This window comes from Sinomonas soli, assembly GCF_054782415.1.
Map to the genome: position 1 here is coordinate 65,701 of NZ_BAAGSN010000016.1, position 24,273 is coordinate 89,973.

The following is a 24,273-nucleotide window of genomic DNA, read 5'->3' on the forward strand; positions in this document are numbered from 1 at the left end:
TGGGCTGCTCCTAGGCGCCGAAGTCCATTCCGGCTTCGGCGAGATCGTTGCGGATGAGGGCGAGCTCCGCGTCGCCGGGCTCCACAAGCGGGAGCCGGACCACGGAGTTGGGCAGGACACCCTGCCACTTGAGAACCTGCTTGGCGGCGACCGCGCCCTGGACCCGGGTCATGATCCCGCGGATCACCGGGTCGAGGTCGAAGTGGACCTGGCGCGCGGCCGCGAAGTCGCCCGCGAGCGCCGCGTCGACGAGCGCGCGGAACTGCTTCGTGGCGACGTGCGCGGTGACGGAGACGACGCCGAGCGCTCCGGCGGCCATCCACGGGAGGGTCAGGCCGTCGTCGCCCGAGTAGACGGCGAGGTCGGTCTTGGCGAGCACGCGCGTCACCGAGGCGAAGTCGGCCTTGGCGTCCTTGAGGCCGACGATGCGGGGGTGCTCGGCGAGCCGGAGGATCGTCTCAGGGGCGATCGGGATGCCCGACCGGCCCGGGATGTCGTAGAGCATGACGGGCAGCTCGGTGGCCGAGGCGACCGTCTCGAAGTGGGCCTGGACGCCGGCCTGGCTGGGCTTGTTGTAGTAGGGCGTGACGAGGAGGAGACCGTCGACGCCGAGGGCCTCGGCGCGGCGCGAGAGGCTCACCGAGTGGCGGGTGTCGTTCGTGCCCGTCCCGGCGATGACCTTGGCCCGGCCGCCCACGGCCTCGAGGACGGCCTTGAACATGCCGAGGTTCTCCTCGTCCGTCAGGGTGGACGTCTCCCCCGTGGTGCCGGTGACGACGAGCCCGTCGCAGCCGTCGTCGACGAGCTTGGCCGCCAGGGACGCCGCCGCATCGTAGTCGACGTCGCCGTCGGCGGTGAACGGGGTCACCATCGCCGTGAGGAGCGTGCCGAAAGTGCGCGTGCGGTTCTCGTCTGCCATATACAGAACGTTACCGTGGACGCCGCCGCTTTGGGCAACGCGTCAGGACGGGCGGGCGTAGCGCTCGAGCGCCGAACGGAACAGGACCGCCGTGACGACCTCGGTCCCGGTCCCGGCCGCGGACGCCATCCGGTGCCCGTCCGGCCCCCACACCCCGCTTTGTCCGCACGAGTGGCCCAGGGCGCTGGTTCCGCCGGCGTTGGCGAGCAGGGCGAAGAAGCGGCTGTCCATGGCGCGGGCCCCGAAGTGGAGGTCCAGCCGGCGCTCCTCCCCCGCCACATAGACGGCCGACGCCGCGTACAGGTCGGTTCCGGCGGCCGCGGCCTCCGCGGCGTGGCCGGGCTGCGCGACGTCGAAGCAGACGGCGAGGGCCACATTCCAGCCGTCGACGTCGACGACGGTGAGGCGGGACCCGGGCTCGAAGATCTCCCGCTCCCTGCCGTGCAGGTGCATCTTGGGCGCGATCACGGCCGGCGCCCCGGGGCGCACAAGGACGGAGGCGAGGTGCGGCGTGCGGTCCGGCTCGCGGACGGCCGCCCCCACGACGGCGGAGATGCCCATGTCCTCGCAGGCCGCCTGGAGTTCGGAGAGCTGGGCCGAGGGACGGGTGAGCCAGGCGGACTCGTCGGAGAAGAGGTCGAGGTCGTAGCCCGTGAGCGAGAGCTCGGGGAAGACCGCGAGCCTGGCCCCATGGGCGTCCGCGTCCTCGAGGAGGCGCACGTGCTCGTCGATGTTCGCGGCCAGCCCGCCCGGGAGCGCCACGGACTGCACGGCAGAGACGGTCAGCTCGGCGGACATAGGCCCATCCTAGGCCACCCGGATACACGGCCCCGGCGCGCGGCACCTCCCGCCGCGGGCCCCGGCCGCGGGGCGCCGGCACGCCGTGAGAGCATCGGGAGCATGGGCGGACAATCGGGGGTGGCGGGCACCCGGGGCTCGTCGGCGGGCCGGGCGCGCGGGGGCGGGCCGGCCAGGCTCGCGGGGCTCGACATGGCACGCGGGACGGCCCTGCTGGCCATGATGGCCACGCACATCCTGCCGACGGTGGCGCAGGATCCGGACACGGGTGCCTTCGCCGCCACGTGGGTCGGATCAGTGCTCTCGGGCCGGGCGGCGGCCCTGTTCGCCGTGCTCGCCGGCGTCTCGCTCACCCTGGGACGGGTCCCCGCGGAGCGGAACCGGCTCGGGCTCGCGCTGCGCGCGGCGGTGATCGCCGCCGTCGGGCTCACCCTCGGCCTCGCGCGCGTGGGCGTCGCGGTGATCCTCGTGGACTACGCGGTGCTGTTCTGGTGCGCGCTCGGCGTGCTCCGGCTCCGCCGCCAGACCCTCGGGCTGCTGGCCGTCGTCTGGATCCTCCTCGCCCCCGTCGCGGCGTACCTGCTCCGGCCGCTCCTGCTCGCGTCCGTGCCCCCGCTCCGGCTGGGCCACAGCCCGTCCTGGCCGGACCTTTCCGATCCGGTTCGCCTCGTCGCGGACCTCGCCGTCACCGGCTACTACCCGGCCCTCCAGTGGTTCGCCTACCTCCTGGTCGGCCTGTGGATCGGCCGCGCGGACCTCACCCGGACCGCGACGCAGGTGTGGCTCGTCCTTGCGGGTGCCGCGGCGGCCGTGCTCGCGAAGGCCTGCGCCTGGGCCTTCCTCGGCCCGCTCGGGGGCCTCAACGTCCTCCTGTCCACCCCTCAGGCGAAGGTGTGGCCGCTGCGCGCCATGCTCGAGGGGAACCTCACGGGGGTCGACCAGACCGGCACGTGGTGGTGGCTGACTTCTGCCGCCCCGCACGCCGGCACGTCGCTCGATCTCCTGCACACGGCCGGGACCTCGGCCGCCGCCATCGGAGCCTTCCTCCTCCTCGCCCGGATCGCGCCGCTGGCGCGGACGGGGCTGCTCGCACCGCTCGCGGGCGCCGGGGCCATGACGCTGACCCTCTACTCGGCCCACGTCGCGGCGCTCACGCTCCCGCTCGCGGACTGGGCGCACCTCACCCGTGAGGCGCTGCTGGCCGTCCACGTCGTTGCCGCCCTCGCGCTCGGCCTCTTCGTCCGGGCCAACGGCTGGCGGGGGCCGCTGGAGGCCGTGGCGCATGCTGCGGCCCAGCTCGGCGTCGCCGGCAGGACCGGCGCCCGCGGCCCGGCGCGCCGCAGCGCGTCCTCGCACCGGTAGGGCTGCCGCCGGCAGCGCTGCCCCCTGCAGCCCGGCCGGCTGGCCTGTTTCAGCGGGCCCGGTGGAGGGCGATCGCCTGCCGCATGGCGGAGCGTGCCTGCTTGCGGTCGCCCGCGGCGTCGTAGGCGAGCCCGAGGCGGTACCACGACCGCCAGTCCTCGGGCGCCGCCTCCGCCTCGTGGCGGTACTGCGCGAACTCGGCGTCGGCGGCCGACCGCACGATCCTTCCGCCGGCCGTGCGCGGGAGCGTGTCTTCCGGCAGGCCGCCCTCGGCCTCGAGTTCCCTGCCCATGCGCTCGAGCCGCGTGCCGAAGGCGAGCTCGCGCAGGAGCGCCCACACCCCCACGACCGGGAGCAGGAGGTAGCCGGCGCCGATTGCCTTGGCGACCGGAGCCGGGTCGAGCAGGAGGATCCGGGCGCGGTCGAAGGTGAGGATGAGGTAGAACACCAGCAGCACGGTGATGGCGACGACGCCGATCTTGGTCTTGTTCGCCATCAACCAGGCCCACGCGCCGCCCGACCGCGGCGAACGCTGCGGGTCCTGGGAGTTGTTCCGGTTCTGGCGATCCGCGGGGTCCATGGCGCTCACAGCCCGAGGTCCAGGTAGCCGTCGAGGCCGACGGTGAGGCCCGGGTGCGCGGCGACCTCGCGCAGCCCCACGAGCACCCCGGGCATGAAGGATGCGCGGTCGAACGAGTCGTGGCGGAGGGTCAGCTGCTCCCCCGGTCCGCCCAGGAGGACCTCCTGGTGGGCGACGAGGCCGCGGAGGCGCACGGCGTGGACGCGGACGCCGTCGACGTCGGCGCCCCGTGCGCCGTCGAGCTGCTTGGTCGTCGCGTCCGGGGACCGGCCGAGTCCGGCCTCGCTGCGGGCAGCGGAGATGAGCTGGGCCGTCCGCACGGCCGTGCCGGAGGGGGCGTCGACCTTGTCGGGATGGTGCAGCTCGACGATCTCGACCGATTCGAAGTAGCGGGCGGCCTTGGCGGCGAAGGCCGAGGCGAGCACGGACCCGAGGGCGAAGTTCGGCGCGATGAGGACGCCGGTCCCGGGATGGGCGGCGAGCAGGTCGCGCAGCGACCCGAGCCGCTCCTCGTTCCACCCGGTGGTCCCCACGACGGCGTGGAGGCCGTGCTCGACGGCGAACCGGACGTTGGCCTCGGTGGCGTCGGGGACGGTGAGGTCGACGACGTACCGGGCGCCGGCGTCGAGGAGGCCCTCGAGGGAGTCGCCCCGGCCGAGCGCTGCGACGAGGTCCATGTCCTCGGCCGCGCCGACTGCCCTGACGGCCTCGGAACCCATGCGCCCGTTCGCGCCCAGCACTGCCACGGGAAGTCGTTCTGCCATGCGGCCCAGCCTACTGGCGCGGGCCGCGGTGGTCAGAATCGTGGCGCCGGGAGGCCGCCCTCAGCCGAGCGCCGCGACCCACTCGCTCCCGCCGTCGGCGAAGAACTGCTCCTTCCAGATGGGAACCTCCGCCTTGACCCGGTCCACGAGCTCGGAGCACAGCCGGAAGGCCTCGCCGCGGTGGGCCGCGGAGACCGCGCAGACGAACGCCGCGTCGCCGACCGCGAGCTCGCCGACGCGGTGCGCGATCCACACCCGCAGGGGACGTTCCGGCGCGCCGGCCGTCCCGCCGTCGGCCGCCGCCAGCACGTCGCCGATGGTCGCCGCGACGACGGAGCGCAGGGTCGCCTCGGCGCTCGGATGCGCGCTGTAGGAGAGACGGGCGACGCCGCGGCCGTCGTCGTGGTCGCGGACCACGCCGGAGAAGAGCACGACGGCGCCCGCGTCCGGGGCGTCGACGGCGGCCCGGGCGGCGGCCTCGTCGAGCGGGTCGGTGGTCACGGCCGCGTGCAGGACCTCGACGGGCTCAGTGGTGGTCATGGCTGGCTCCTCCCCGGCCGGCGGCCTGATCGCAGATGTGGCCGATGATCGGGTCGAGGACGGCCAGGCCGTCCATGACGCCGGACGGCGAGCCGGGCAGGTTGACGATGAAGGTCCGCCCGGAGAGGCCGGCATGCCCCCGCGAGAGCGCCGCCAGCGGGGTCTTGGCGGTGCCGGCCGCGCGCAGGGCCTCCATGATGCCCGGCACGTCGCGGTCGAGCAGGGGGCGGGTCTCCTCAGGGGTCACATCGTCGGGGCTCAGGCCGGTGCCGCCGCTCGTGATGATCGCGTCCGGCCCGAGCGCGAGGAGGGCGCGCAGGGCCGCCCCGACGCTGGGGCCGTCCGGGACCACCGCGGGCGGGATGACCTCGAAGCCGTGGTCGGAGAGCCAGTCCGCGACCACGGGGCCCGTGCGGTCCTCGTACACGCCGGTGGCCGCACGGGTGGAGGCGATCACGATGCCCGCCCGGCGCCCGCCGTCGGGGGCGTGCGCGGCGTCGTGCCCGCTCATGCCCCGCCTCCAGTGCGGGCATCCCAGTCCCCGCTCTTGCCGCCGGACTTGGCGAGCACCCTCACATCGGTGATGACGGCGTGCTTGTCCACGGCCTTGACCATGTCGTACACGCCCAGGGCGGCGACGGACGCCGCGGTGAGGGCCTCCATCTCCACCCCGGTCACGCCGCGGGTCTTCACGGTGGCGAACACGGTGACGGCCGCGGGGCCGAGCTCGAAGTCGACCGTGACCTTGGCGATGGGGAGCGGGTGGCACAGCGGGATGAGCTCCGGGGTCTTCTTCGCAGCCATGATGCCGGCCACCCGGGCCACGGCGAGCGCATCGCCCTTGGGCAGGCCGCCTTCCGCCAGGAGGGCGATGACCTCCCGGGTGGTGTTCAGGACCGCCTGGGCCGTCGCCTCCCGGGTGGACTCGGGCTTGGCGCTCACGTCGACCATGTGCGCGCTGCCGTCGGCGCGGACGTGGGTCAGGCCCGGGCCGGGTGCGGGGTGGGGGGTCTCAGTCACGTGAGCCATACTTCCACGTCGGCCCCGGCGGCGAGCGCGGTGACGTCCTCGGGCACCATGACGAGGGCGTCCGAGGCGGCGAGGGCGCCGAGGAGGTGGGAGCCGGGGCCGCCCACGATTCCGACCGCGCCGTCGGGCCGCAGCCGGGCGCGGCGGACCTGGAGGGTGCGGGCGGGCGATTCGAGCGGCTCGGCGAGGGGGACGCGGACCCGGCGGCGGGCGCGGGGCGCACCGAGGAGCGCCGCGAGCACGGGCCTGAGGAGGACCTCCCAGGAGATCCAGCAGCTGACGGGGTTGCCGGGAAACGCGATGAGCGGCAGCCCCGCGAACGTGCCCATCCCCTGGGGGCCGCCGGGCTGCAGCGCGAGGTGGGCGAATTCGACGTCGTGCCCGTCCAGGGCGAGCTTGGTCGCCTCGAAGGCGCCCTTCGAGACGCCGCCGGTGGTGATGAGGAGGTCGGGCCGCTCGGGTCCGCGGGCGAGCCGCTCGAGGGTGCCGCGCAGCTCGGCCGGCTCGTCGCTGCGCACCGCGACCGCGCGCGCCTCCACCCCGCCCTCCCGCAGCGCGGCGCGCAGGAGCGCCCCGTTCGCGTCGTGGATCTGGCCGGGGCCCAGCGGCCGTCCGGGGGCCGCGAGCTCCGCCCCGGTGCTGACGAGCACGGCGCGCAGCGGCGGCCGCACCCGCAGCAGCGACAGTCCGAGCCCGGCGGCGAGCCCGAGCTGGGCCGGGCCGAGTGCTGTGCCGGCGGGAAGCACGACGGCGCCCGCCGCCACGTCGCTCCCGGCCCGCCGCACGTAGGTCCCGGCCTCGACCACTGGAAGGTCCACGGTGCCGCCCTCGGGCGGGTAGCCGGACGGGACGGCCAGCTCGACCCGCACCACGGCGTCGGCGCCGGCGGGGAGCATGGCCCCGGTCATGATCGGCGCCGCGTGGCCGGGGCGCAGCGGCGGCGCGGGGGCGCCCGCTGGGATCGGCGCTGCCACCGTGAACCGGCGCAGGCCCGACCCGGCCCCGCCCCGGGAGCCGTCCCCGTCGCGCGAGCCGGGGTCCGACGAGCACACGGCGAAGCCGTCCATCTGGGAGTTGTCGAACGGCGGGAGGCTGGCCGGGGCCACGAGGTCGGAGGCGAGGGCAGTGCCGAGGGCCGCCTCGAGCGAGCGGTCCTGCGCGGCCCTGTCGGCGAGCGGGGCGAGGAGCCGGGCCATCAGCTCCCGGTGCTCCTCGACGCTGCGGTGCCGGTGGCGGTGATCGTGCGCTGGCCCGTGCCCTGGGCGTCGGTCGTGCGGACGGGCCTCGGCCGGCGCCGCGGGCGCCGCGCCGGAGTCGGAATGCGTCATGTGGCCTCCACCTCGATGATGTCGTACCCCGTGGCCCCGTCGGGCGCGGGCGCGGCGATCGCTGCTGTCTGGACCTGCCCGTCGCCGTCGGTCGCGCGGACGGCGATGCGGTGCCGTCCTGCGGCCAGGCGCACCGGCGCGGCCCACTGGTACCAGGTGTCGCGCGAGATGCCGGTGCCGAGCCGCGCCTGCTGCCACGCGCCGTCGTCCACGCTGACCTCCACGCGCGAGATGCCGCGGTGCTGGGCCCATGCGACGCCCGCCACCACGACCTGCCCGGCAGCGACCCGGCTGCCGCGGCGGGGCACGTCAATCCGCGAGGCGGTCTTGACCGGGCCCTTCTCGCTCCAGCCGCGGGTGCTCCAGTAGGCCTGGTCGGCGGCGAACGTGGTGACCTTGAGCTCGGTGACCCACTTGGTCGCGGAGACGTAGCCGTACAGGCCCGGGACCACGAGCCGCACGGGGAACCCGTGCTCGGGCGGGAGGGGCGCCCCGTTCATGCCGATCGCGAGGAGCGCGTCCCGGCCGGGATCGGTGAGGGCCTCGAGTGGGGTGCCCGCGGTGAACCCGTCGACGCTGCGCGAGAGGACCATGTCCGCCCCGGCCGCGGGGCGCGCGCGGGCGAGCAGCTCCCGCACGGGCCAGCCGAGCCAGCGGGCATTGCCCACGAGGTCCCCGCCCACCTCGTTGGAGACGCAGGTGAGGGTGATGTACCGCTCCACGAGCGGCTGGGCGAGGAGGTCGGCCCAGGTGAGGGTCACCGGCTGGCCGACGAGCCCGGTGACCGCGAGGCGCCAGCTGCCAGGGTCGACGGAGGGGACGACGAACGCGGTGTCGATCCGGTAGAACTCGGTGCTAGGGGTGACGAGGGCGCTCACGCCCGGAACGCCGACCTCGGCCGCGGCGGGAAGCGGCGGGGCGGGCTGGGCGGGGGTGGGGAGCCGGAGGGCGGCGCGGGCCGCGTCCGCCGCGAGCGAGGCGCTGCGCACGACGCCGGTCAGCACCCCTCCGAGGGCGACCGCGGCCGCCGTGCCGGTCAGGGCCCGCAGGAAGCCCCGGCGGGGCAGCCCGGCCGGCAGCTGCCCCGGCGCGCCGGCCTCCCGCCGGAGGCGGCCCACGAGCCAGCGGAGCAGGGACACGGCCACGGCGCCTGCCAGGAGCGCGCAGGTCCACGCGGCCGGCGCACCGAGCGAGCGGGTGGCCACGGCCGCGAGCCCCGCGAGGCCCACGGCGCCGGCGAGCGCGGCCCCGGCCCCGGGCCGGCGGAGTTCGAGGAGGCCGGCGGCGGCGCCGAGGAGCGCGAGGACGACGCCGATGGCGGTGACGAGGAACGCCTTGTCCCCGGTGCCGAAGGTCTGGATGGCCCAGTCCTTGGCCGCGGGCGGGGCGAGATCGGTGACGGCGCTGCCCACGGCGGACACCGGGCTCAGGGACGGGCTGAGCAGGCCGGCGGCGAGTTCCCCGGAGAGCACCCCGGCCGCGGCCGCGACGACGCCCGCCCCGGCGGCGGCCGCGCCCCGGACCCGGCTGGCGCGCCGCTGCCCCGCCGGCGCGGCGAGGGGCTCAGGTCCTGCGCTCATGGCACCAGAATAGGTCCCCTGCGCCCGGCCGGCCCGTGGCGGGCGCCACTCGCGTACTGTAGATGCATGGGTGTTGAGCTCGGGATGCCGCAGGTGCGTGCCTCGGAGCCCTCGGTGGGGGCGCTGGCGGCGGACCGGCCCGCGGGTCTGCCGGGCCTCCAGGACCGGTACGGCCGCGTGGCGACGGACATGCGCCTCTCGCTCACGGACAAGTGCAACCTCCGCTGCTCCTACTGCATGCCGGCCGAGGGCCTGCCGTGGCTCGCGAAGGACGCGCTCCTGTCCGCCGCGGAGATCGTGCGCCTCGTGGGGATCGGCGTCCGCGTGCTCGGCGTGCGGGAGCTGCGGCTCACGGGCGGCGAGCCGCTCGTGCGCGCGGACCTGGTGGACATCGTCGCGGCTCTCCGCGCGGCGCACCCCGACCTGCCGATCGCCCTCACCACCAACGCCGTGGGCCTGGATGCCAAGGCCGCCGCGCTCAAGGCCGCCGGACTGACGCGCATCAACGTCTCGCTCGACACCCTGCACCCGGAGACGTTCGCCCAGCTGGCCCGCCGCCCCTTCTTCGACCGGGTCCTCGCCGGGATCGAGGCCGCGGACGCGGCCGGGCTCGGGCCGATCAAGATCAACTCCGTACTCATGCGCGGGATCAACGACGCCGACGGTCCCGACCTGCTCGCGTGGTGCCTCGAGCGCGGCTACGAGCTGCGGTTCATCGAGCAGATGCCCCTCGACGCCGACCACGGGTGGACCCGAGACGGCATGGTCGCCGCCGGCGAGGTCCGCGGGCTGCTCTCGGAGCGCTTCGGCCTCTCCCCCGATCCCCGGGACCGCGACGGTGCGCCCGCCGAGCGGTTCGAGGTGCGGGCGAAGGACGGCGGCGCGCTGCTCGGTACCGTCGGCATCATCGCCTCGGTGACCGAGCCGTTCTGCGCGGACTGCAAGCGCACCCGCATCACGGCCGAGGGGAAGGTCATGAGCTGCCTCTTCTCCCACGAGGAGGTGGACCTCCGCGGGCTCCTGCGTTCGGGGGCCTCCGACGAGCAGGTGACGCGGCGGTGGCAGGAGGCGATGTGGCTCAAGCCGCGCGCCCACGGCATGGACCACACGGGCCTCGGCGCGGACGGCTTCGTGCAGCCGGACCGCTCGATGTCCGCCATCGGCGGCTGACCCGCAGCCTCCGAGCGACCCTAGGAGAGCCCTTGCAGATCACGCTGCGGTACTACGCCGCGGCCCAGGCCGCCGCCGGCAGGGCCGAGGAGTCGCTGTCGGCGCCCGACGGCGCGAGCCTCGCCGAGGCGCTCGAGGCGGCGCTCGCCGTCGTCCGCGTCCCCGCCTCCTCCGACACGGGCGCCCCGCCGCTGGCCGAGGTGCTGCGCCGGTGCTCGTTCCTGGTGAACGAGGTGGCCGTGCGGGACCGTGCGCGCGTGCTCGCGGACGGCGACGTGGTGGATGTGCTGCCCCCGTTCGCGGGCGGCTGAGCCCCCGAACCGGGATCCGCCCCAGGGATGACGACAGGCGCCCGGGACCGGCGTAGCGTTGAGGCAAAGGTTCCTTCCCCGGAGGTCTCGATGAACGCCGACACCCAGCGCCGCTGGCTCCGCTGGATCCCGGCCGCGGCGGTCCCTGCCGTCGTGGCCGTGGGCCTGTTCGCCTCCGGGGCGACGGCCGGATCCCCGCCCCCGCCCGCGACCCCCGAGCAGGTCCTCGCCTTGGCAGCCGGCCACACTGCCCGGCAGTTCTCCGGCACGGTCGAGCAGAGCTCCGACCTCGGGCTGCCCTCGATCCCGGGCCAGGCGCTCGGCGCCGCGAAGGGCAGCACCTCCTTCGGCTCCGAGGCGGCGATGCTGGAGCTGCTCACGAGCGCGCACACCGCGAAGGTCTACGCCGACGGTCCCACGCGCGAGCGGGTGCAGGTCCTCGACCAGCTCGCCGAGCGCGACGCCGTCCGCAACGGCAGCGACCTGTGGACCTACGATTCCCGGGCCCACGCGGTCACCCACGCCGCCCTGCCCTCGGCAGGTGCGGCCGCGGTGCCCAGCGCGGCCGCCGTGTCCCCTGACCAGCTCGCGCAGCGGCTGCTGGCCGCCGCCGGGCCGAGCACCGCAGTCTCCCTCGCCCAGCCCGCCACGGTCGCAGGCCACAGCGCCTACACGCTCGTGCTGACCCCGAAGGCCGCCGGCACCCTCGTTGCCTCCGTCCGGATCGCGGTCGAGGCGCAGACTGGGCTGCCGCTCGCCGTGGATGTGTACGCGAAGGGGCAGGACGCCGCAGCCTTCCACGCCGCCTTCACCCAGCTGACCCTGGCGGCACCGGATACCTCCGTCTTCGCCTTCACCCCGCCCGCCGGCGCGAAGGTCACACAGCAGCAGCTCCCCGCCCCCGCGCAGCACCGGCCGGCGAAGGCCCAGCACGCCCCGGCCTCGGCCGCGCCGGGGGGCTGGGACGCCATCACCATCATCCCGGCGGACAAGGTGCCTGCGGGCCTGAAGGACCAGCCGCTCATGAAGCAGCTTGCCGCGCCGGCCGCGGGCGGCCGGGTGATCAGCACCTCGCTGTTCACCGTGCTGCTCCTGGACGACGGCCGCGTGCTGGCGGGGGCCGTCCCCGCGGCGGCCCTCGAGGCAGCGGCCGCCAGGTGACGGCGGGGCCGGACGCTGCGCGGACCCGCCCCGGCGCCGGGGGCACCGCCCTCCGTACCCACGCCCTCACGAAGCGCTTCGGCGCGCACGCCGCCGTCGACTCCCTCGCCCTCGAGGTGCCGCGCGGCGCCGTGTTCGGGTTCCTCGGCCCCAACGGCTCCGGGAAGACGACCACCATCCGGATGCTGCTGGGGCTCGTGGCCCCAACGTCGGGGCACGCCGAGGTGCTCGGCGAGCCGATGCCGCGGGCGGCGCGCAGCGTGCTGCCGCGCGTCGGGGCCCTCGTGGAGGGGCCCGCGTTCTACCCCTTCCTCACCGGGGCCGCCAACCTGGCACGGTTCGACGCCGCCGATCCCCTCACCGCCCGGGCCACCCGTCGCGCGCGCGTCGGGACGGCCCTCGAGCGGGTGGGGCTCTCGCACGCCGCGGGCAAGAAGGTGCACGCCTACTCGCTGGGCATGAAGCAGCGCCTCGGGCTGGCCGCGGCACTGCTCGCCCCGCGCGACCTCCTCGTCCTCGACGAGCCCACCAACGGCCTCGACCCGCAGGGCACGCGCGAGGTCAGGGGCCTGATCCGCTCGCTCGCCGAGGACGGCACCACGGTCTTCGTCTCGAGCCACCTGCTGGCAGAGGTCGAGCAGATCTGCACGCATGCCGCCGTGCTGCGCACCGGGCGCCTCGTGGCCCAGGGGACCCTCGACGAGCTGCGCGCGGGGGCGAGTCCGCGGATCGAGGTGCGCACTCCCGACGCCGCCGCGGCGGCCGACGTCCTGCGGCGCCTCGGCCTGCACGTCGAGCCTGCCGGGCCGGGCACAGTCGTCGCCGCCGCGGCCGCCGGGTCCGCCGACGGCGGCGGTGCCGGACCCGCGCACGACGCCGGGGACCCGCCGCCCGCGGCCGGCGCGCCTGCGCCTGCTGCCGGGGCGGGTTCTCCGCCGGCGGAGGACCTGGTGGCGGCGCTCGTGGCGGCCGGTGTGCGGGTGCGCGGGTTCAGCGCCGAGGGCGCCACGCTCGAGGAGCGCTTCGTGGAGCTGACCGGGGAGGGCTTCGATGTCGCAGGCTGAGTTGTCCCGCCCCGCGGTGGACGCCCGCGGGGCCAGCCACACGGCCAAGCTCCTCGCCTCGGAGCTGCGGGTCCTGTTCGGGCGGTGGCGGACGTGGGCCATGCTCGCGGCCCTCGCGGCGGTGCCCGTGCTCATCGGGCTCGCTGTGAAGTTCTCCCCCGGCCGGCCGCCGAGCGGCCGCGGGCCCGCCTTCCTCGACCAGATCACCGACAACGGGCTCTTCGCCGGGGTCGTGGGGCTCGTGGTCTGCACGCCGCTGTTCCTGCCGCTGACCATCAGCGTCGTGGCTGGGGATGCGATTGCCGGCGAGGCGAGCCTGGGGACGCTGCGCTACCTGCTCCTCGCCCCCGCGGGGCGCTCGCGGCTGCTCGCGGTGAAGTACCTCAGCTCTGCCGTCTTCTGCGCGGCGGCGGGGATCGCCGTCGTCCTCGGGGGAACGGCGGTGGGGCTGGCCCTGTTCCCGCTCGGCCAGGCGACGCTCCTGTCCGGCACGCAGATCGGGCCGGCCGAGTCCTTCGGGCGGCTGCTGCTCATGGCCGCGTACGCGACGGTGTCGCTGCTCGGGCTCGCCGCGATCGGGCTGTTCGCCTCGACCCTGACCGGGGTGCCGGTCGGGGCGATGGCCGCGACGGCGGTGCTCGCGGTCGTCTCCCAGATCCTCGACGCGCTCGACCAGCTCGACTGGCTGCACCCGTGGCTCTTCACGGACCACTGGCTGGGCCTCGCGGACTTCCTGCGCGATCCGGTCTCGTGGGACTCGTTCGCCGCGAACGCGTGGCTGCAGGCCGGCTACATCGCGCTCTTCGGCGCCCTCGCCTACGGCCGGTTCACCACCAAGGACATCCTCGCCTGAGCCCGGGACATGACCCCGCAACGTAGGGACATGACCCCGCAACGCAGGGACATGACCCCTCAAAGCAGGGAAATGACCTCTCATCGAGAGCTCTCGATGAGGGGTCATGTCCCTGTGGTCTGCTTCGCCTCAGGCGAGGCCGAAGGTCTCGCTCTCCTCGAACGGGCCCACCACGGTGGTGGTGCGCGGGGCGGTCGCGAGCACGCGGGCGAGGTCCTGGACCTCCGCCGCGGTGACCGCGCCGATCTGCGCGAGGGTCTCCTCGATGTCCTGGAACTCCCCCGAGACGAGCTCGGCACGGCCCAGCCGGGACATGCGCGAGCCGGTATCCTCGAGCGCGAGGACGATCCCGCCCGAGAGCTGGCCCACGGCCTTGCGCAGCTCCTCGTCCGTGATGCCGTGCTCGGCGAGCTTCTCGAGCTCGGCCGCCATGAGCGCCAGGACCTGCGGGACCTTGGCCGGCGCGCAGCCGCCGTAGATGCCGAAGTACCCGGCGTCCGCGTAGGCGGAGGCGAACGAGTAGGTCGAGTAGACGAGCCCGCGCTTCTCCCGGATCTCCTGGAACAGGCGCGAGGACATGCCGCCGCCGAGCACCGCGTTGAGCACGCTCATGACGTACCGGCGCGGGTCCGTGGCGGTGATCGAGGGGCAGCCCATGATGACGTTCGCCTGCTCGACCTGCCGCTTGACCACGGACAGGCCCGGCTGGCCGGTGATGGCCGCGGGCGCCGCGGAGCGGCGGCCCACCGGGGCGGCCGCGGACCCGAGGTCCCAGCCGGCGCCCTGGAGCGCGTCGAGCACGAGCGAGCACACGGCGTCGTGCTCGAGGCCGCCCGCCGCGGTGATCACGAGCTCCTCGGGACGGTAGTAGCGGCGGTAGTGCTCCCACACGGAGTCCCGCGGCACCGCCCGGATGGCCTCCGGGGTGCCGCCGATCGGACGGCCGAGGGGGTGGCCGCCCAGCACGGCGGCGACGAAGTGCTCGTGCGCCACGTCCGTCGGGTCGTCGCCGTCCATGGCGATCTCCTCGAGGATGACGTCCCGCTCCTGCTCGAGCTCGTCGGGGTCGAGGACCGCCGAGGTGATCATGTCCGCGATGACGTCGATGGCCATGGGGAGGTCGGTGTCGAGCACCCGCGCGTAGTAGCACGTGCTCTCCTTGGCCGTCGCGGCGTTGGACTCGCCGCCCACCTCGTCGAACGCCGAGGCGATCTCGAGGGCGGTGCGGCGGCCGGTGCCCTTGAACAGCAGGTGCTCGAGGAAGTGCGTGGCCCCGTGCTGGCCCGAAGCCTCGTCACGGGAGCCCACGCCCACCCAGAAGCCGATCGACGCCGACCTCTGGCCCGGCATCGCCTCCGTGAGGACACGTACGCCCCCGGGAAGGATGGACCGGCGCACGACGGCGCCGCCATCCTTCCCGAAGATCGTGGTCGACGCCGGAGCGCCGTCCACGAGCTGGCCCGAGGTCAGCGGCAGTTCGACTGTTGCCATGCGGCTACGCTTCGACCTCCGCCGAGGCCTCGCCCTGGTCCGCGGCGTCGGCGTCGGCCACGACGGGCGCGAGCGAGAGCTTGCCGCGGTCGTCGATCTTGGTGATCTCGACCTGGACCTTCTGGCCCACGGAGACGACGTCCTCGACGTTGTCCACCCGCTTGCCGCCGGCGAGCTTGCGCAGCTCGGAGATGTGCAGCAGGCCGTCCTTGCCCGGCGTGAGCGAGACGAACGCGCCGAACGTGGTCGTCTTGACGACGGTGCCGAGGTAGCGCTCGCCGACCTCGGGCATCTGCGGGTTCGCGATCGCGTTCACCGCGGCACGGGCGGCCTCGGCCGAGGAGCCATCGGTCGCACCGATGAGCACGGTGCCGTCGTCCTCGATCGAGATGTCGGCGCCCGTGTCCTCCTGGATCTGGTTGATCATCTTGCCCTTGGGGCCGATGACCTCGCCGATCTTGTCCACGGGGATCTTGATCGCGATGATCCGCGGGGCGAACTCGGAGAGCTCGTCCGGGCGGTCGATCGCGGCGTTGATCACCGAGAGGATGTGCAGGCGCGCCTCGCGGGCCTGCTTGAGGGCGGCGGCCAGGACCGAGGCGGGGATGCCGTCGAGCTTGGTGTCGAGCTGGATCGCCGTGACGAACTCGGCGGTGCCGGCGACCTTGAAGTCCATGTCGCCGAAGGCGTCCTCGGCACCGAGGATGTCGGTGAGGGCCGCGTAGCGGGTCTGGCCGTCGACCTCGTCGGAGACCAGGCCCATGGCGATGCCAGCGACCGGGGCCTTGAGCGGCACGCCGGCGTTGAGCAGCGACAGGGTCGAGGCGCACACGGAGCCCATCGACGTCGAGCCGTTGGAGCCGAGGGCCTCGGACACCTGGCGGATCGCGTACGGGAATTCCTCGCGGGACGGCAGCACGGGCACGAGCGCGCGCTCGGCCAGGGCACCGTGGCCGATCTCGCGGCGCTTCGGGGAGCCGACGCGGCCGGTCTCGCCGGTGGAGTACGGCGGGAAGTTGTAGTTGTGCATGTACCGCTTGTGCGTCTCGGGCGAGAGCGAGTCGATCTGCTGCTCCATCTTGAGCATGTTCAGCGTCGTGACGCCCATGATCTGGGTCTCGCCGCGCTCGAAGATCGCCGAGCCGTGGACCCGCGGGAGGACCTCGACCTCGGCCGTGAGCTGGCGGATGTCCGTCAGGCCGCGGCCGTCGATGCGGACCTGCTCGGTGAGGATGCGCTGGCGGACGACCTTCTTGGTCACTGAGCGGAACGCCGCGGAGAGCTCCTTCTCGCGGCCCTCGAACTGGGCCGCCAGCTGGGCGAGCACCTCGGCCTTGAGCGCGTCGGACGCAGCCTCGCGCTCCTGCTTGTCGGCGATCTGGAAGACCTCGGCGAGCTTGGCGGCGGCGGCGGCCTCGACGGCGTCGTACGCGTCGGCCTCATAGTCGAGGAAGACGGGGAACTCGGCGGTGGGCTTGGCGGCACGGTCGGCCAGGTCCTGCTGGGCCTCGCAGAGCGCGCGGATGAACGGCTTGGCGGCCTCGAGGCCCTCGGCGACGATCTCCTCGGTCGGGGCCGTGGCGCCCTCGTCCTTGATGAGGCTCCAGGAGTGGTCGGTGGCCTCGGCCTCGACCATCATGATCGCCACGTCGTCGCCGGCGATGCGCCCGGCGACGACCATGTCGAAGGTCGCCTTCTGCAGCTGCGAGTGCTTCGGGAACGCGACCCACTGGGCGCCCTGCTCGTCGTGGACGAGGGCCACGCGCACGCCGCCGATGGGGCCGGAGAAGGGCAGGCCGGCGAGCTGGGTGGACATCGAGGCGGCGTTGATCGCGACGACGTCGTAGAGCTCGTCCGGGTTGATCGCCAGGACCGTCACCACGACCTGGACCTCGTTGCGCAGACCCTTGACGAAGGCCGGGCGCAGCGGGCGGTCCATGAGGCGGCACGCGAGGATGGCGTCCGTCGAGGGGCGGCCCTCGCGGCGGAAGAACGAGCCGGGGATGCGGCCCGCGGCGTACATGCGCTCCTCGACGTCCACCGTGAGCGGGAAGAAGTCGAAGCCCTCGCGAGGGGTCTTGCCCGCCGTGGTGGCGGAGAGCAGGGCGGTGTCATCGTCGATGTAGGCCATCGCCGCGCCGGCGGCCTGCTTGGCGAGGCGGCCGGTCTCGAAGCGGACGACGCGCTGGCCGTGGCGGCCGTTGTCGATGACGGCCTCAGAGAACTGGATCTCGGGACCCTCCATAGGAGAGCACCTCCGTTTCCTTGTGTGGCGGAGGCTGTCCGGAACCCGGTCTTCGATCGAGGCCCTTGGCGCGTCCGTGTCCCGGACGCCCTCAAGAGCCACTACCGAGGACCGCAGGCAGCCGGTGCCTCCTGATGGTGGTTCAGTTGTCGTGCCCCGCCGACGGCGGGGCGTGGGGGAAGCTGGCCGCCCGCCCGCGCCTGGACGCGGACGGGCGGACTGCTCCCAGACTACCGGCGCAGGCCGAGACGCTCGATGAGCGAGCGGTAGCGCGCGATGTCGGTGTCGTGCAGGTAGGCGAGCATGCGCTTGCGGCGACCCACGAGCGCGAGCAGGCCGCGCTGGGTGTGGAAGTCGTGCTTGTGCTGCTTCATGTGCTCAGTCAAGTCCTTGATGCGCTTGGTCAGGACGGCGATCTGGACCTCGGGAGACCCGGTGTCGCCTTCCTTCGTCGCGTATTCCTTGATGATCTCCTGCTTGACGGCGGGATCCAAAGCCATTGGAGCTCCTCGTTTCGTGCCGTGCGGCCCGCTGGACGCTGCGTCCCCGGGGAACACCGGCATGGTCTCCCGCGGTGGCGGGGCCGGTGCGGCCCAGGCCGCCACGGACTGCAGCGAGGGCCACCGAGGATTCTATCGGTTCAGGCCTCACCGTGTCGAAACGCGGCTGCTTCAGCGGGGGGAGGCACCGCCCTGCCCGGAGGCGGCCAGCACGTCCCGCGCGGCATCGACGTCGAGCTTCATCTGCTCCACCAGCGCCTCGGGCCCGCGGTAGGCGACCATGCCGCGCAGCCGGTCGACGAACTCGACGACGACGTTCTGGCCGTAGAGGTCGAAGTCCTCGGGGGCCTCGTCCGGCCGGTCGATGACGTGGGCCTCGACCTGGCGGGCCACACCCTCGAACGTCGGGTTCGAGCCCACGGAGATCGCCGCCGGCCAGCGGGTCCCGGCCTGGTCGAGGAGCCAGCCGGCGTAGATCCCGTCGGCGGGCACGTGGCCGGCGGCGTCATGGGAGAGGTTCGCGGTCGGGAACCCGAGGGCCCGCCCGCGGGAGGCGCCGTGGACCACGGTGCCGTGCATCGCGTGGGGCCGGCCGAGGATCTCCGCCGCGGTCCGCACGTCGCCGGACTCCAGGGCCTCGCGCACCCAGGTCGAGGAGCAGCGGCGCTCTTCGGCGTCGTCGTCCTCGGCCGCGGCGGCGGGCTGAGGCTCTGCGGCACGGTGCCGGGGGGCCTGCTCGGTGAACTCGTCCACGACGACGACGCCGAAGCCGAACCGCTCCCCCAGCTGCTGCATCGCGGCGAGGTCTCCGGCGTTCCCGCGCCCGAAGCGGACGTCGTGGCCCACGACCACGTGCGAGGCGTGGAGGGCGTCGACGAAGATGCCGCGGACGAAGTCCTCGGCGCTCTGCTGCGCGAATTCGAGGGTGTAGTGCAGGACCAGGATCGCGTCGAGCCCGTAGCCCGACAGCGCGGCGAGCCGGTCCTCGATCCCCATGATGAGGTGCGGGGCGGTGTCGGGCCGGTGGACTTGGGCGGGGTGGGGATCGAACGTCACGGCGACGGCGCGGCTGCCGCTCTCCCTCGCCGTGGCCAGCAGGCGCGCGAGGACCTGCTGGTGGCCGCGGTGGACACCGTCGAAGTTACCGATGGTGACCGCCGTCGGGCCGAAATCCCCGGGAATCTCGTCCGCTCCGTGCCAGATCAAGACCATCGTCCTCGCCTCGTCGCCCTGTGTGTGCCTGACAAGACTACCGGCCGCCGCCGGCGTCCACGGCAGCGGCCGTCCGGGGGCGGTGGTAGAGCAGCCACGCGAGGCCGAGGAAGGGCAGCACGAGCGGGACGTACCCGTAGCCCCGGCCGAACCCGCTCCAGACGGTGTCGTGGGGGAAGGCCGAGGCGTCCACTACGCTGGCCGTCCCGACGGCCAGGATGCCGACGAGCTCGAGCAGGATGGCCCCGAGGGTCACGTACCAGCTCGTGACGCCACGGCGGGCGAGCGAGACGGTCGCGACGATGTAGACGACGGCCGCGACGGCGCTGAGCAGGTAGGCCAGCGGTGCCTCGGAGAACTTCGTGGCGATCTGGTACCCGGCGCGCGCCGTCGCCGACAGCGCGAAGACGCCGTACACGGCCACGAGGATGCGGCCCAGGCCCACGTTGCGGGTGCGGGGAGAGTGCTCGGGCCCGGTCGGGCCCGTGGGGGTCGGGGACGGCTCGGGAGAGGTCATGAGAAGGGTGCTCCATTCCAGATCTGCTCCATGCGGAACAGCATCACAAAGATCGTCACCGGCACGGCGGCCAGCACTGCGTTGCTCCAACGGGTGCGGTCCGCGATCGCCCACCAGAACGCCGCGATCGGCACGATCAGCGCCGTCGCGAGGTATCCCCAGAACTCCCACGGCTCCCCCCGCACGGCCTCTCCCCCGGCCTGCCGGATGCCTGCGCCGATGCCGAAGACGACGAGGAAGAGCTCGACGACGGCCACGGACACGATCGCCGCGTCCCCCGGATAGGTCTTGGTGACGACGGCGGCCACGCACAGGATCAGCGAGAGCGCGCACAGGACCGCGCCGACGACGAAGAACGGGTCCACGTCAGGCGCCCTCGCCGTGCGCGGCGAACACGAGCTCGGGCTTGGCCTGCCCGCCCACGTCCTTCAGGAGGGCGACCAGCTCGCCGTCGGGCGCGAACGCCGCGGTGAGCTCCGCCGATCCCGTCGCGGGGATGCGGCGCCCGTAGGAGAGCTCGACCGTCTCGCCGTCGCTGAGCTCGCGGACCGGCAGGAGCGTCCGGGCGGCGTCGGCGAGCGGCAGGACGGTGAGGGAGCCGGCGAGCTCCTCGAGCGTGTGCGCCTGCTCGATCCGGTAGGGGCCCACCTGGGTGCGGCGGAGCGCGGTGAGGTGCCCGCCCACGCCGAGGTCGGCGCCGAGGTCGCGGGCGAGGGCCCGGATGTACGTGCCGGAGGAGCAGCGCACCGTGACGTCGACGTCCTGGAGCCTGCCCCCGCGTTCCCGGCGGACGCCGTGGATGTCGAAGGAGTGGATGGTCACGGGCCGGGCCTCGAGCACGACCTCCTTGCCGGCGCGGACGCGGGCGTACGACCGCTCGCCGGCGACCTTGATGGCGCTGACGCTGCTGGGGACCTGCAGGATGTCCCCGGTGAGCTTCGCTGCCGCATCCCGGATCTGCTGCTCGGTGACGGCCGCGGCGATGCGCTCCTCGAGGATCTCGCCCTCGGCGTCGTCCGTCACCGTGCGCTGGCCGAGCCGGATGGTGGCGCTGTAGGTCTTCTCGGTGCCGACGATGTGGGAGAGCAGGCGGGTCGCCTTGTTGATCCCGACGACGAGCACTCCCGTGGCCATGGGATCGAGGGTCCCCGCATGGCCGACCTTGCGGGTCCCTGCGAGCCGGCGGACCTTGCCCACCACGTCATGGCTCGTCCACCCGCGTGGCTTGTCCACGATCACCAGTCCAGAAAGCACGCCTCCCAGTATATGGAGCGCCGGGGGCGCTCCTGCCCGCATGCGCCGACGGGGCGGGGACTCCACATTGTGGAGTCCTCGCCCCGTCGGCGCACGGCTGGCCTGAAGCGTCAGTCCTCGCGAGCGTCAGTCCTCGCGCGGCTCGACGTCGTCGAACCCGTCGTCGTACGAGTCGTCGCCGGCCTCGTCCGCCTTGCGGTACGGATCGGCGTCCCCGGCGGGGCGCGCGCCCTCGGCCAGGCGGGCCACCTCGGCGTCGCGCTCGCGGGCCTGCCGGAGCAGGTCCTCGACGTGCGAGGCGTTCACAGGGACCTCGTCCGCCACGAACTCGAGGGTCGGCGTGAGGCGGATGGTGAGGTTGCGCCCCACTTCGCGCCGGAGCACGCCCTTCTTGGTCTCGAGGATCTCGCGCGCGCCTGCCGTGGCGGCGGCGTCCCCCAGGACCGTGTAGTACACCGTGGCGTGCTGGAGGTCGTTCGTGACGCGGGCGTCGGTGATCGTGATCGCCTCGGCGCGCTCGTCCTTCACGGCCCTGCGCAGGGCCTCTGCCACGACCACCTTGATGCGCTGCGCGAGCCGCGCGGCGCGGGCCGGATCGGCCATGGTCCCTCCTATCGTCTGGGGTGCTTGTTCGTCTCGGCAGGCAGCGGCCCGCGGGCGGACCGCTGCCTGCCGACGTGCGAACGGGGCCCCGGCAACCCGGGGCCCCGCCCATCATGCGCGTCAGACGCGCGGCTTCTCGCGCATCTCGAAGGTCTCGATGACGTCCTCGAGCTGGAGGTCGTTGAACGACCCGAGCCCGATACCGCACTCGTAGCCCTCGCGGACCTCGGTCGCGTCGTCCTTGAACCGCTTGAGCGACTCGATGCTGAGGCGGTCGCCCACCACGACGCCCTTGCGGAGCACGCGGGCCTTCGCGTTGCGGCGGATGATGCCGCTGCGGACGATCGAGCCGGCGATGTTGCCGAACTTGGAGGACTTGAAGATCTCCCGGACCTCGGCGGTGCCGAGCTGGACCTCCTCGTACTCCGGCTTGAGCATGCCCTTGAGCGCGAGCTCGATGTCCTCGATCGCCGCGTAGATGACCGAGTAGAAGCGCATGTCCACGCCCTCCCGGTCCGCGAGCTCGGCAACGCGCTCCGCCGGCTTGACGTTGAAGCCGATGATGATCGCGTTGTCGACCGTGGCGAGGTTGACATCGTTCTGGGTGATCGCGCCGACGCCGCGGTGGATGACGCGGAGCTGGACCCCCTCGCCCACATCGATCTTGAGCAGCGAGTCCTCGAGCGCCTCGACGGCACCGGACACGTCGCCCTTGAGGATGAGGTTGAGGGTGTCGATCTTGCCCTCGGCCACAGCCTGGTCGAAGTCCTCGAGGCTGATCCGCTTGCGGCGCTTGGCCAGCTGGGCGTTGCGATCGGCGGCCTCGCGCTTCTCGGCGATCTGCCGCGCGGTGCGCTCGTCCTCGGTCACAAGGAACGTGTCGCCGGCGCGCGGCACCGAGGACAGGCCCAGCACCTGGACCGGCCGGGACGGCAGCGCGGCCTCGACCGCATCGCCGTCCTCGTCGAACATGGCCCGGACGCGGCCGTGGGCGGTGCCCGCGACGATGGTGTCGCCGACGTGGAGCGTTCCGGACTGCACGAGGACGGTCGCGACGGCGCCGCGGCCCTTGTCGAGGTTGGCCTCGATGGCCACGCCGCGGGCGTCCTTGTTCGGGTTGGCCCGCAGGTCCAGCGCGGCGTCTGCCGTGAGCAGGACCGCCGAGAGCAGGTCGTCGATGTTCAGGTTCTGGCGCGCCGAGACGTCCACGAACATGGTGTCGCCGCCGTACTCCTCGGGGACGAGACCGTACTCGGTGAGCTGGCCGCGGATCTTCTCCGGGTTGGCGCCCTCCTTGTCGATCTTGTTCACCGCGACCACGATCGGCACACCGGCCGCCTGGGCGTGGTTGAGCGCCTCGACGGTCTGCGGCATCACGCCGTCGTCCGCGGCCACGACGAGCACCGCGATGTCGGTCACCTGGGCACCACGGGCACGCATGGCGGTGAACGCCTCGTGGCCCGGGGTGTCGATGAACGTCAGCTTGCGCTCGCGCCCATCGTGCTCGAATGCGATCTGGTAGGCACCGATGTGCTGCGTGATGCCGCCGTGCTCGCCCTCCACCACGTTGGTGTTGCGGATCGCGTCGAGGAGGCGGGTCTTGCCGTGGTCGACGTGGCCCATGACGGTCACGACGGCCGGGCGGGCCTCGAGCTCCTCGTCGGTCTCCGCCTCGAGCTCTGCCTCGAGGTCGATGTCGAAGGACTCGAGCAGCTCGCGCTCCTCGTCCTCCGGCGAGACGACCTGGATCTTGTAGCCGAGCTCCTCGCCGAGGAGGGAGAAGGTCTCCTCGTCCAAGGACTGGGTCGCGGTGGCCATCTCACCGAGGTGGAACAGCACCGTGACGAGCGAGGCGGGGTTCGCATCGATCTTCTCGGCGAAGTCCGTGATGGACGCGCCGCGGCGCAGGCGCACGATCGTGCTGCCGTCGCCACGGGGCACCGAGACGCCGCCGAGCGACGGTGCGCTCATCTGCTCCAGTTCCTGGCGCTTGGCACGCTTCGACTTGCGCTGCTTGCCGCGTCCGGCGCCGCCCTTGCCGAAGGCGCCCTGGGTGCCGCCGCGACCGCGGCCGCCCTTGCCGAAGCCGCCGCCGGCAGGACCGCCGCCGCCGGGACGGCCAGGGCCGCCCGGACCGCGGCCGCCGGTGCCCGCAGGCCGGGCACCCGGCTGGGGACGCTCGGTGCGCGGGGGCATCATGCCGGGGTTCGGGCGGGGTCCGCCGGTGCCGCCGGGACGCGGGGCACCACCCGGACGGGGCGCGCCGGGACGCGGGGCACCACCCGGGCGGGGAGCACCCGGACGCGGGATGCCGGAGGTGCCGCCCGGGCGCGGCGCCGACGGACGCGGGCCGCCGGGGCGGTCCCCGTCGCGGCCGCCGCCGGGACGGGGCATGCCCTGGGAGGACGCGAACGGGTTGTTGCCCGGACGGGGCGCGCGGTCGCCGTCACGGCCCGGACGCTGCATGCCCTGGGAGGACGAGAACGGGTTGTTGCCGGGGCGCGGGCCGCTGGGACGCGGGCCCGGGGTCGCTCCGCGGCCGCCGGCCGCGGGACGGGGCGCCGGACGGGCGCCGGGACGCGGGGCCTCGGCGGCGGGACGGGGGGCCTCCGCAGCGGGACGCTCGGCCTCGGGGGCCGGGCGCTGGCTCGCCGCGGGTGCCTCGGCCTTGGCGGCAGGGGCGGGCGACGGCGCAGCGGCCGGGCGCGGGGACGGCGCCGGACGCGACGGTCCCGGCGTCGGGGCACCGGCGGACGGCCGGGCGGCGGGGCGGGCCGGCCTGTCGCTGGCCTTCGCCTTCGCGCCGTCGGCGGGGTAGGCGTCGCGAAGCTTCTTCACGACGGGCGCCTCGATCGTCGAGGACGCGGAACGCACGAACTCGCCCAGCTCTGCGAGCTTGGCAACGGCGTCCTTGGAGGTGATACCGAGCTCCTTGGCGAGCTCGTGTACGCGGACCTTGGCCACATTTCTCCTGTCTCGGTCCGCGCCGAGC

Annotated in this window: 24 protein-coding genes; 6 read left to right on the top strand and 18 right to left on the bottom strand. The window is 74.0% G+C overall.

Going from position 1 to position 24,273, the window contains the following annotated elements:
• Positions 1 to 10: 10 nt before the first annotated feature.
• Positions 11 to 919, bottom strand: coding sequence for a 4-hydroxy-tetrahydrodipicolinate synthase (gene dapA / locus ACYVKZ_RS16165; protein WP_460993253.1), 909 nt, complete (start codon positions 917 to 919; stop codon positions 11 to 13).
• 42 nt (positions 920 to 961) lie between these two features.
• The gene (locus tag ACYVKZ_RS16170) at positions 962 to 1,717 is read right to left on the bottom strand and encodes a carbon-nitrogen hydrolase family protein (protein WP_460993255.1); all 756 of its coding nucleotides are present in this window, start codon (positions 1,715 to 1,717) and stop codon (positions 962 to 964) included.
• A gap of 102 nt (positions 1,718 to 1,819) precedes the next feature.
• Between ACYVKZ_RS16170 and ACYVKZ_RS16175 the strand changes: the two genes are divergently transcribed.
• Positions 1,820 to 3,079: a heparan-alpha-glucosaminide N-acetyltransferase domain-containing protein gene (locus ACYVKZ_RS16175; RefSeq protein WP_460993257.1), complete on the top strand. Its 1,260-nt coding sequence runs from the start codon at positions 1,820 to 1,822 to the stop codon at positions 3,077 to 3,079.
• Positions 3,080 to 3,128: 49 nt separating this feature from the next.
• On the opposite strand, the gene ACYVKZ_RS16180 is transcribed toward ACYVKZ_RS16175, so the two are convergent.
• The 7 genes from ACYVKZ_RS16180 to ACYVKZ_RS16210 all read right to left on the bottom strand — a co-directional run bounded on the left by ACYVKZ_RS16180 (position 3,129) and on the right by ACYVKZ_RS16210 (position 8,900).
• Positions 3,129 to 3,575: a hypothetical protein gene (locus tag ACYVKZ_RS16180; RefSeq protein ID WP_307005926.1), complete on the bottom strand. Its 447-nt coding sequence runs from the start codon at positions 3,573 to 3,575 to the stop codon at positions 3,129 to 3,131.
• Between the two features lie 89 nt (positions 3,576 to 3,664).
• Positions 3,665 to 4,423: a 4-hydroxy-tetrahydrodipicolinate reductase gene (dapB, locus tag ACYVKZ_RS16185; RefSeq protein WP_460993259.1), complete on the bottom strand. Its 759-nt coding sequence runs from the start codon at positions 4,421 to 4,423 to the stop codon at positions 3,665 to 3,667.
• A gap of 60 nt (positions 4,424 to 4,483) precedes the next feature.
• The gene (locus ACYVKZ_RS16190) at positions 4,484 to 4,963 is read right to left on the bottom strand and encodes a molybdenum cofactor biosynthesis protein MoaE (RefSeq protein ID WP_460993261.1); all 480 of its coding nucleotides are present in this window, start codon (positions 4,961 to 4,963) and stop codon (positions 4,484 to 4,486) included.
• Positions 4,950 to 5,474, bottom strand: a complete 525-nt coding sequence (locus ACYVKZ_RS16195; protein WP_460993263.1) for a MogA/MoaB family molybdenum cofactor biosynthesis protein — start codon at positions 5,472 to 5,474, stop codon at positions 4,950 to 4,952. The genes ACYVKZ_RS16190 and ACYVKZ_RS16195 overlap by 14 nt, the downstream gene beginning before the upstream one ends.
• Positions 5,471 to 5,992 (bottom strand): cyclic pyranopterin monophosphate synthase MoaC, encoded by a 522-nt coding sequence (gene moaC, locus ACYVKZ_RS16200; RefSeq protein WP_460993265.1) that lies wholly within the window; start codon positions 5,990 to 5,992, stop codon positions 5,471 to 5,473. The genes ACYVKZ_RS16195 and moaC overlap by 4 nt, the downstream gene beginning before the upstream one ends.
• Positions 5,980 to 7,320 (bottom strand): molybdopterin molybdotransferase MoeA, encoded by a 1,341-nt coding sequence (locus tag ACYVKZ_RS16205; protein ID WP_460993267.1) that lies wholly within the window; start codon positions 7,318 to 7,320, stop codon positions 5,980 to 5,982. The genes moaC and ACYVKZ_RS16205 overlap by 13 nt, the downstream gene beginning before the upstream one ends.
• Positions 7,317 to 8,900, bottom strand: coding sequence for a molybdopterin-dependent oxidoreductase (locus tag ACYVKZ_RS16210; protein ID WP_460993269.1), 1,584 nt, complete (start codon positions 8,898 to 8,900; stop codon positions 7,317 to 7,319). Before ACYVKZ_RS16210 ends, ACYVKZ_RS16205 begins: the two co-directional genes overlap by 4 nt.
• Before the next feature lie 66 nt (positions 8,901 to 8,966).
• On the opposite strand from ACYVKZ_RS16210, the gene moaA reads away from it, so the two are divergent.
• From moaA to ACYVKZ_RS16235, 5 genes are all read left to right on the top strand, one after another.
• The gene (gene moaA, locus ACYVKZ_RS16215) at positions 8,967 to 10,070 is read left to right on the top strand and encodes a GTP 3',8-cyclase MoaA (RefSeq protein WP_460993271.1); all 1,104 of its coding nucleotides are present in this window, start codon (positions 8,967 to 8,969) and stop codon (positions 10,068 to 10,070) included.
• A 38-nt stretch (positions 10,071 to 10,108) separates the two neighbouring features.
• Entirely contained in the window at positions 10,109 to 10,381 is a 273-nt protein-coding gene (locus ACYVKZ_RS16220) for a MoaD/ThiS family protein (protein WP_460993523.1), read from the top strand.
• 90 nt (positions 10,382 to 10,471) lie between these two features.
• Positions 10,472 to 11,542 carry a LolA family protein gene (locus ACYVKZ_RS16225; RefSeq protein WP_460993273.1) on the top strand — a complete coding sequence of 357 codons (1,071 nt, stop codon included), beginning with the start codon at positions 10,472 to 10,474 and terminating at the stop codon, positions 11,540 to 11,542.
• Positions 11,539 to 12,606: an ABC transporter ATP-binding protein gene (locus ACYVKZ_RS16230; RefSeq protein ID WP_460993275.1), complete on the top strand. Its 1,068-nt coding sequence runs from the start codon at positions 11,539 to 11,541 to the stop codon at positions 12,604 to 12,606. Before ACYVKZ_RS16225 ends, ACYVKZ_RS16230 begins: the two co-directional genes overlap by 4 nt.
• On the top strand, positions 12,593 to 13,459 hold the full coding sequence (locus ACYVKZ_RS16235; RefSeq protein ID WP_460993277.1) for an ABC transporter permease: 867 nt from the start codon (positions 12,593 to 12,595) through the stop codon (positions 13,457 to 13,459). Before ACYVKZ_RS16230 ends, ACYVKZ_RS16235 begins: the two co-directional genes overlap by 14 nt.
• Before the next feature lie 129 nt (positions 13,460 to 13,588).
• On the opposite strand, the gene ACYVKZ_RS16240 is transcribed toward ACYVKZ_RS16235, so the two are convergent.
• The 9 genes from ACYVKZ_RS16240 to infB all read right to left on the bottom strand — a co-directional run bounded on the left by ACYVKZ_RS16240 (position 13,589) and on the right by infB (position 24,245).
• Positions 13,589 to 14,950: a M16 family metallopeptidase gene (locus ACYVKZ_RS16240; protein WP_460993279.1), complete on the bottom strand. Its 1,362-nt coding sequence runs from the start codon at positions 14,948 to 14,950 to the stop codon at positions 13,589 to 13,591.
• A gap of 4 nt (positions 14,951 to 14,954) precedes the next feature.
• Positions 14,955 to 17,195 carry a polyribonucleotide nucleotidyltransferase gene (locus ACYVKZ_RS16245; protein ID WP_460993281.1) on the bottom strand — a complete coding sequence of 747 codons (2,241 nt, stop codon included), beginning with the start codon at positions 17,193 to 17,195 and terminating at the stop codon, positions 14,955 to 14,957.
• Positions 17,196 to 17,425: 230 nt separating this feature from the next.
• Positions 17,426 to 17,695: a 30S ribosomal protein S15 gene (gene rpsO / locus ACYVKZ_RS16250; RefSeq protein ID WP_066497233.1), complete on the bottom strand. Its 270-nt coding sequence runs from the start codon at positions 17,693 to 17,695 to the stop codon at positions 17,426 to 17,428.
• Between the two features lie 171 nt (positions 17,696 to 17,866).
• Positions 17,867 to 18,907, bottom strand: coding sequence for a bifunctional riboflavin kinase/FAD synthetase (locus ACYVKZ_RS16255; protein WP_460993283.1), 1,041 nt, complete (start codon positions 18,905 to 18,907; stop codon positions 17,867 to 17,869).
• Positions 18,908 to 18,944: 37 nt separating this feature from the next.
• Positions 18,945 to 19,424 (bottom strand): hypothetical protein, encoded by a 480-nt coding sequence (locus ACYVKZ_RS16260; RefSeq protein ID WP_460993285.1) that lies wholly within the window; start codon positions 19,422 to 19,424, stop codon positions 18,945 to 18,947.
• A complete protein-coding gene (locus ACYVKZ_RS16265) occupies positions 19,421 to 19,789 on the bottom strand; it encodes a hypothetical protein (protein ID WP_307005946.1) in 369 nt (122 codons plus the stop codon). Before ACYVKZ_RS16265 ends, ACYVKZ_RS16260 begins: the two co-directional genes overlap by 4 nt.
• Before the next feature lies 1 nt (position 19,790).
• Positions 19,791 to 20,678 carry a tRNA pseudouridine(55) synthase TruB gene (gene truB, locus ACYVKZ_RS16270; protein ID WP_460993287.1) on the bottom strand — a complete coding sequence of 296 codons (888 nt, stop codon included), beginning with the start codon at positions 20,676 to 20,678 and terminating at the stop codon, positions 19,791 to 19,793.
• A gap of 126 nt (positions 20,679 to 20,804) precedes the next feature.
• Positions 20,805 to 21,281, bottom strand: a complete 477-nt coding sequence (rbfA, locus tag ACYVKZ_RS16275) for a 30S ribosome-binding factor RbfA (protein ID WP_307005949.1) — start codon at positions 21,279 to 21,281, stop codon at positions 20,805 to 20,807.
• 120 nt (positions 21,282 to 21,401) lie between these two features.
• The gene (infB, locus tag ACYVKZ_RS16280) at positions 21,402 to 24,245 is read right to left on the bottom strand and encodes a translation initiation factor IF-2 (RefSeq protein ID WP_460993290.1); all 2,844 of its coding nucleotides are present in this window, start codon (positions 24,243 to 24,245) and stop codon (positions 21,402 to 21,404) included.
• Positions 24,246 to 24,273: the final 28 nt, after the last annotated feature.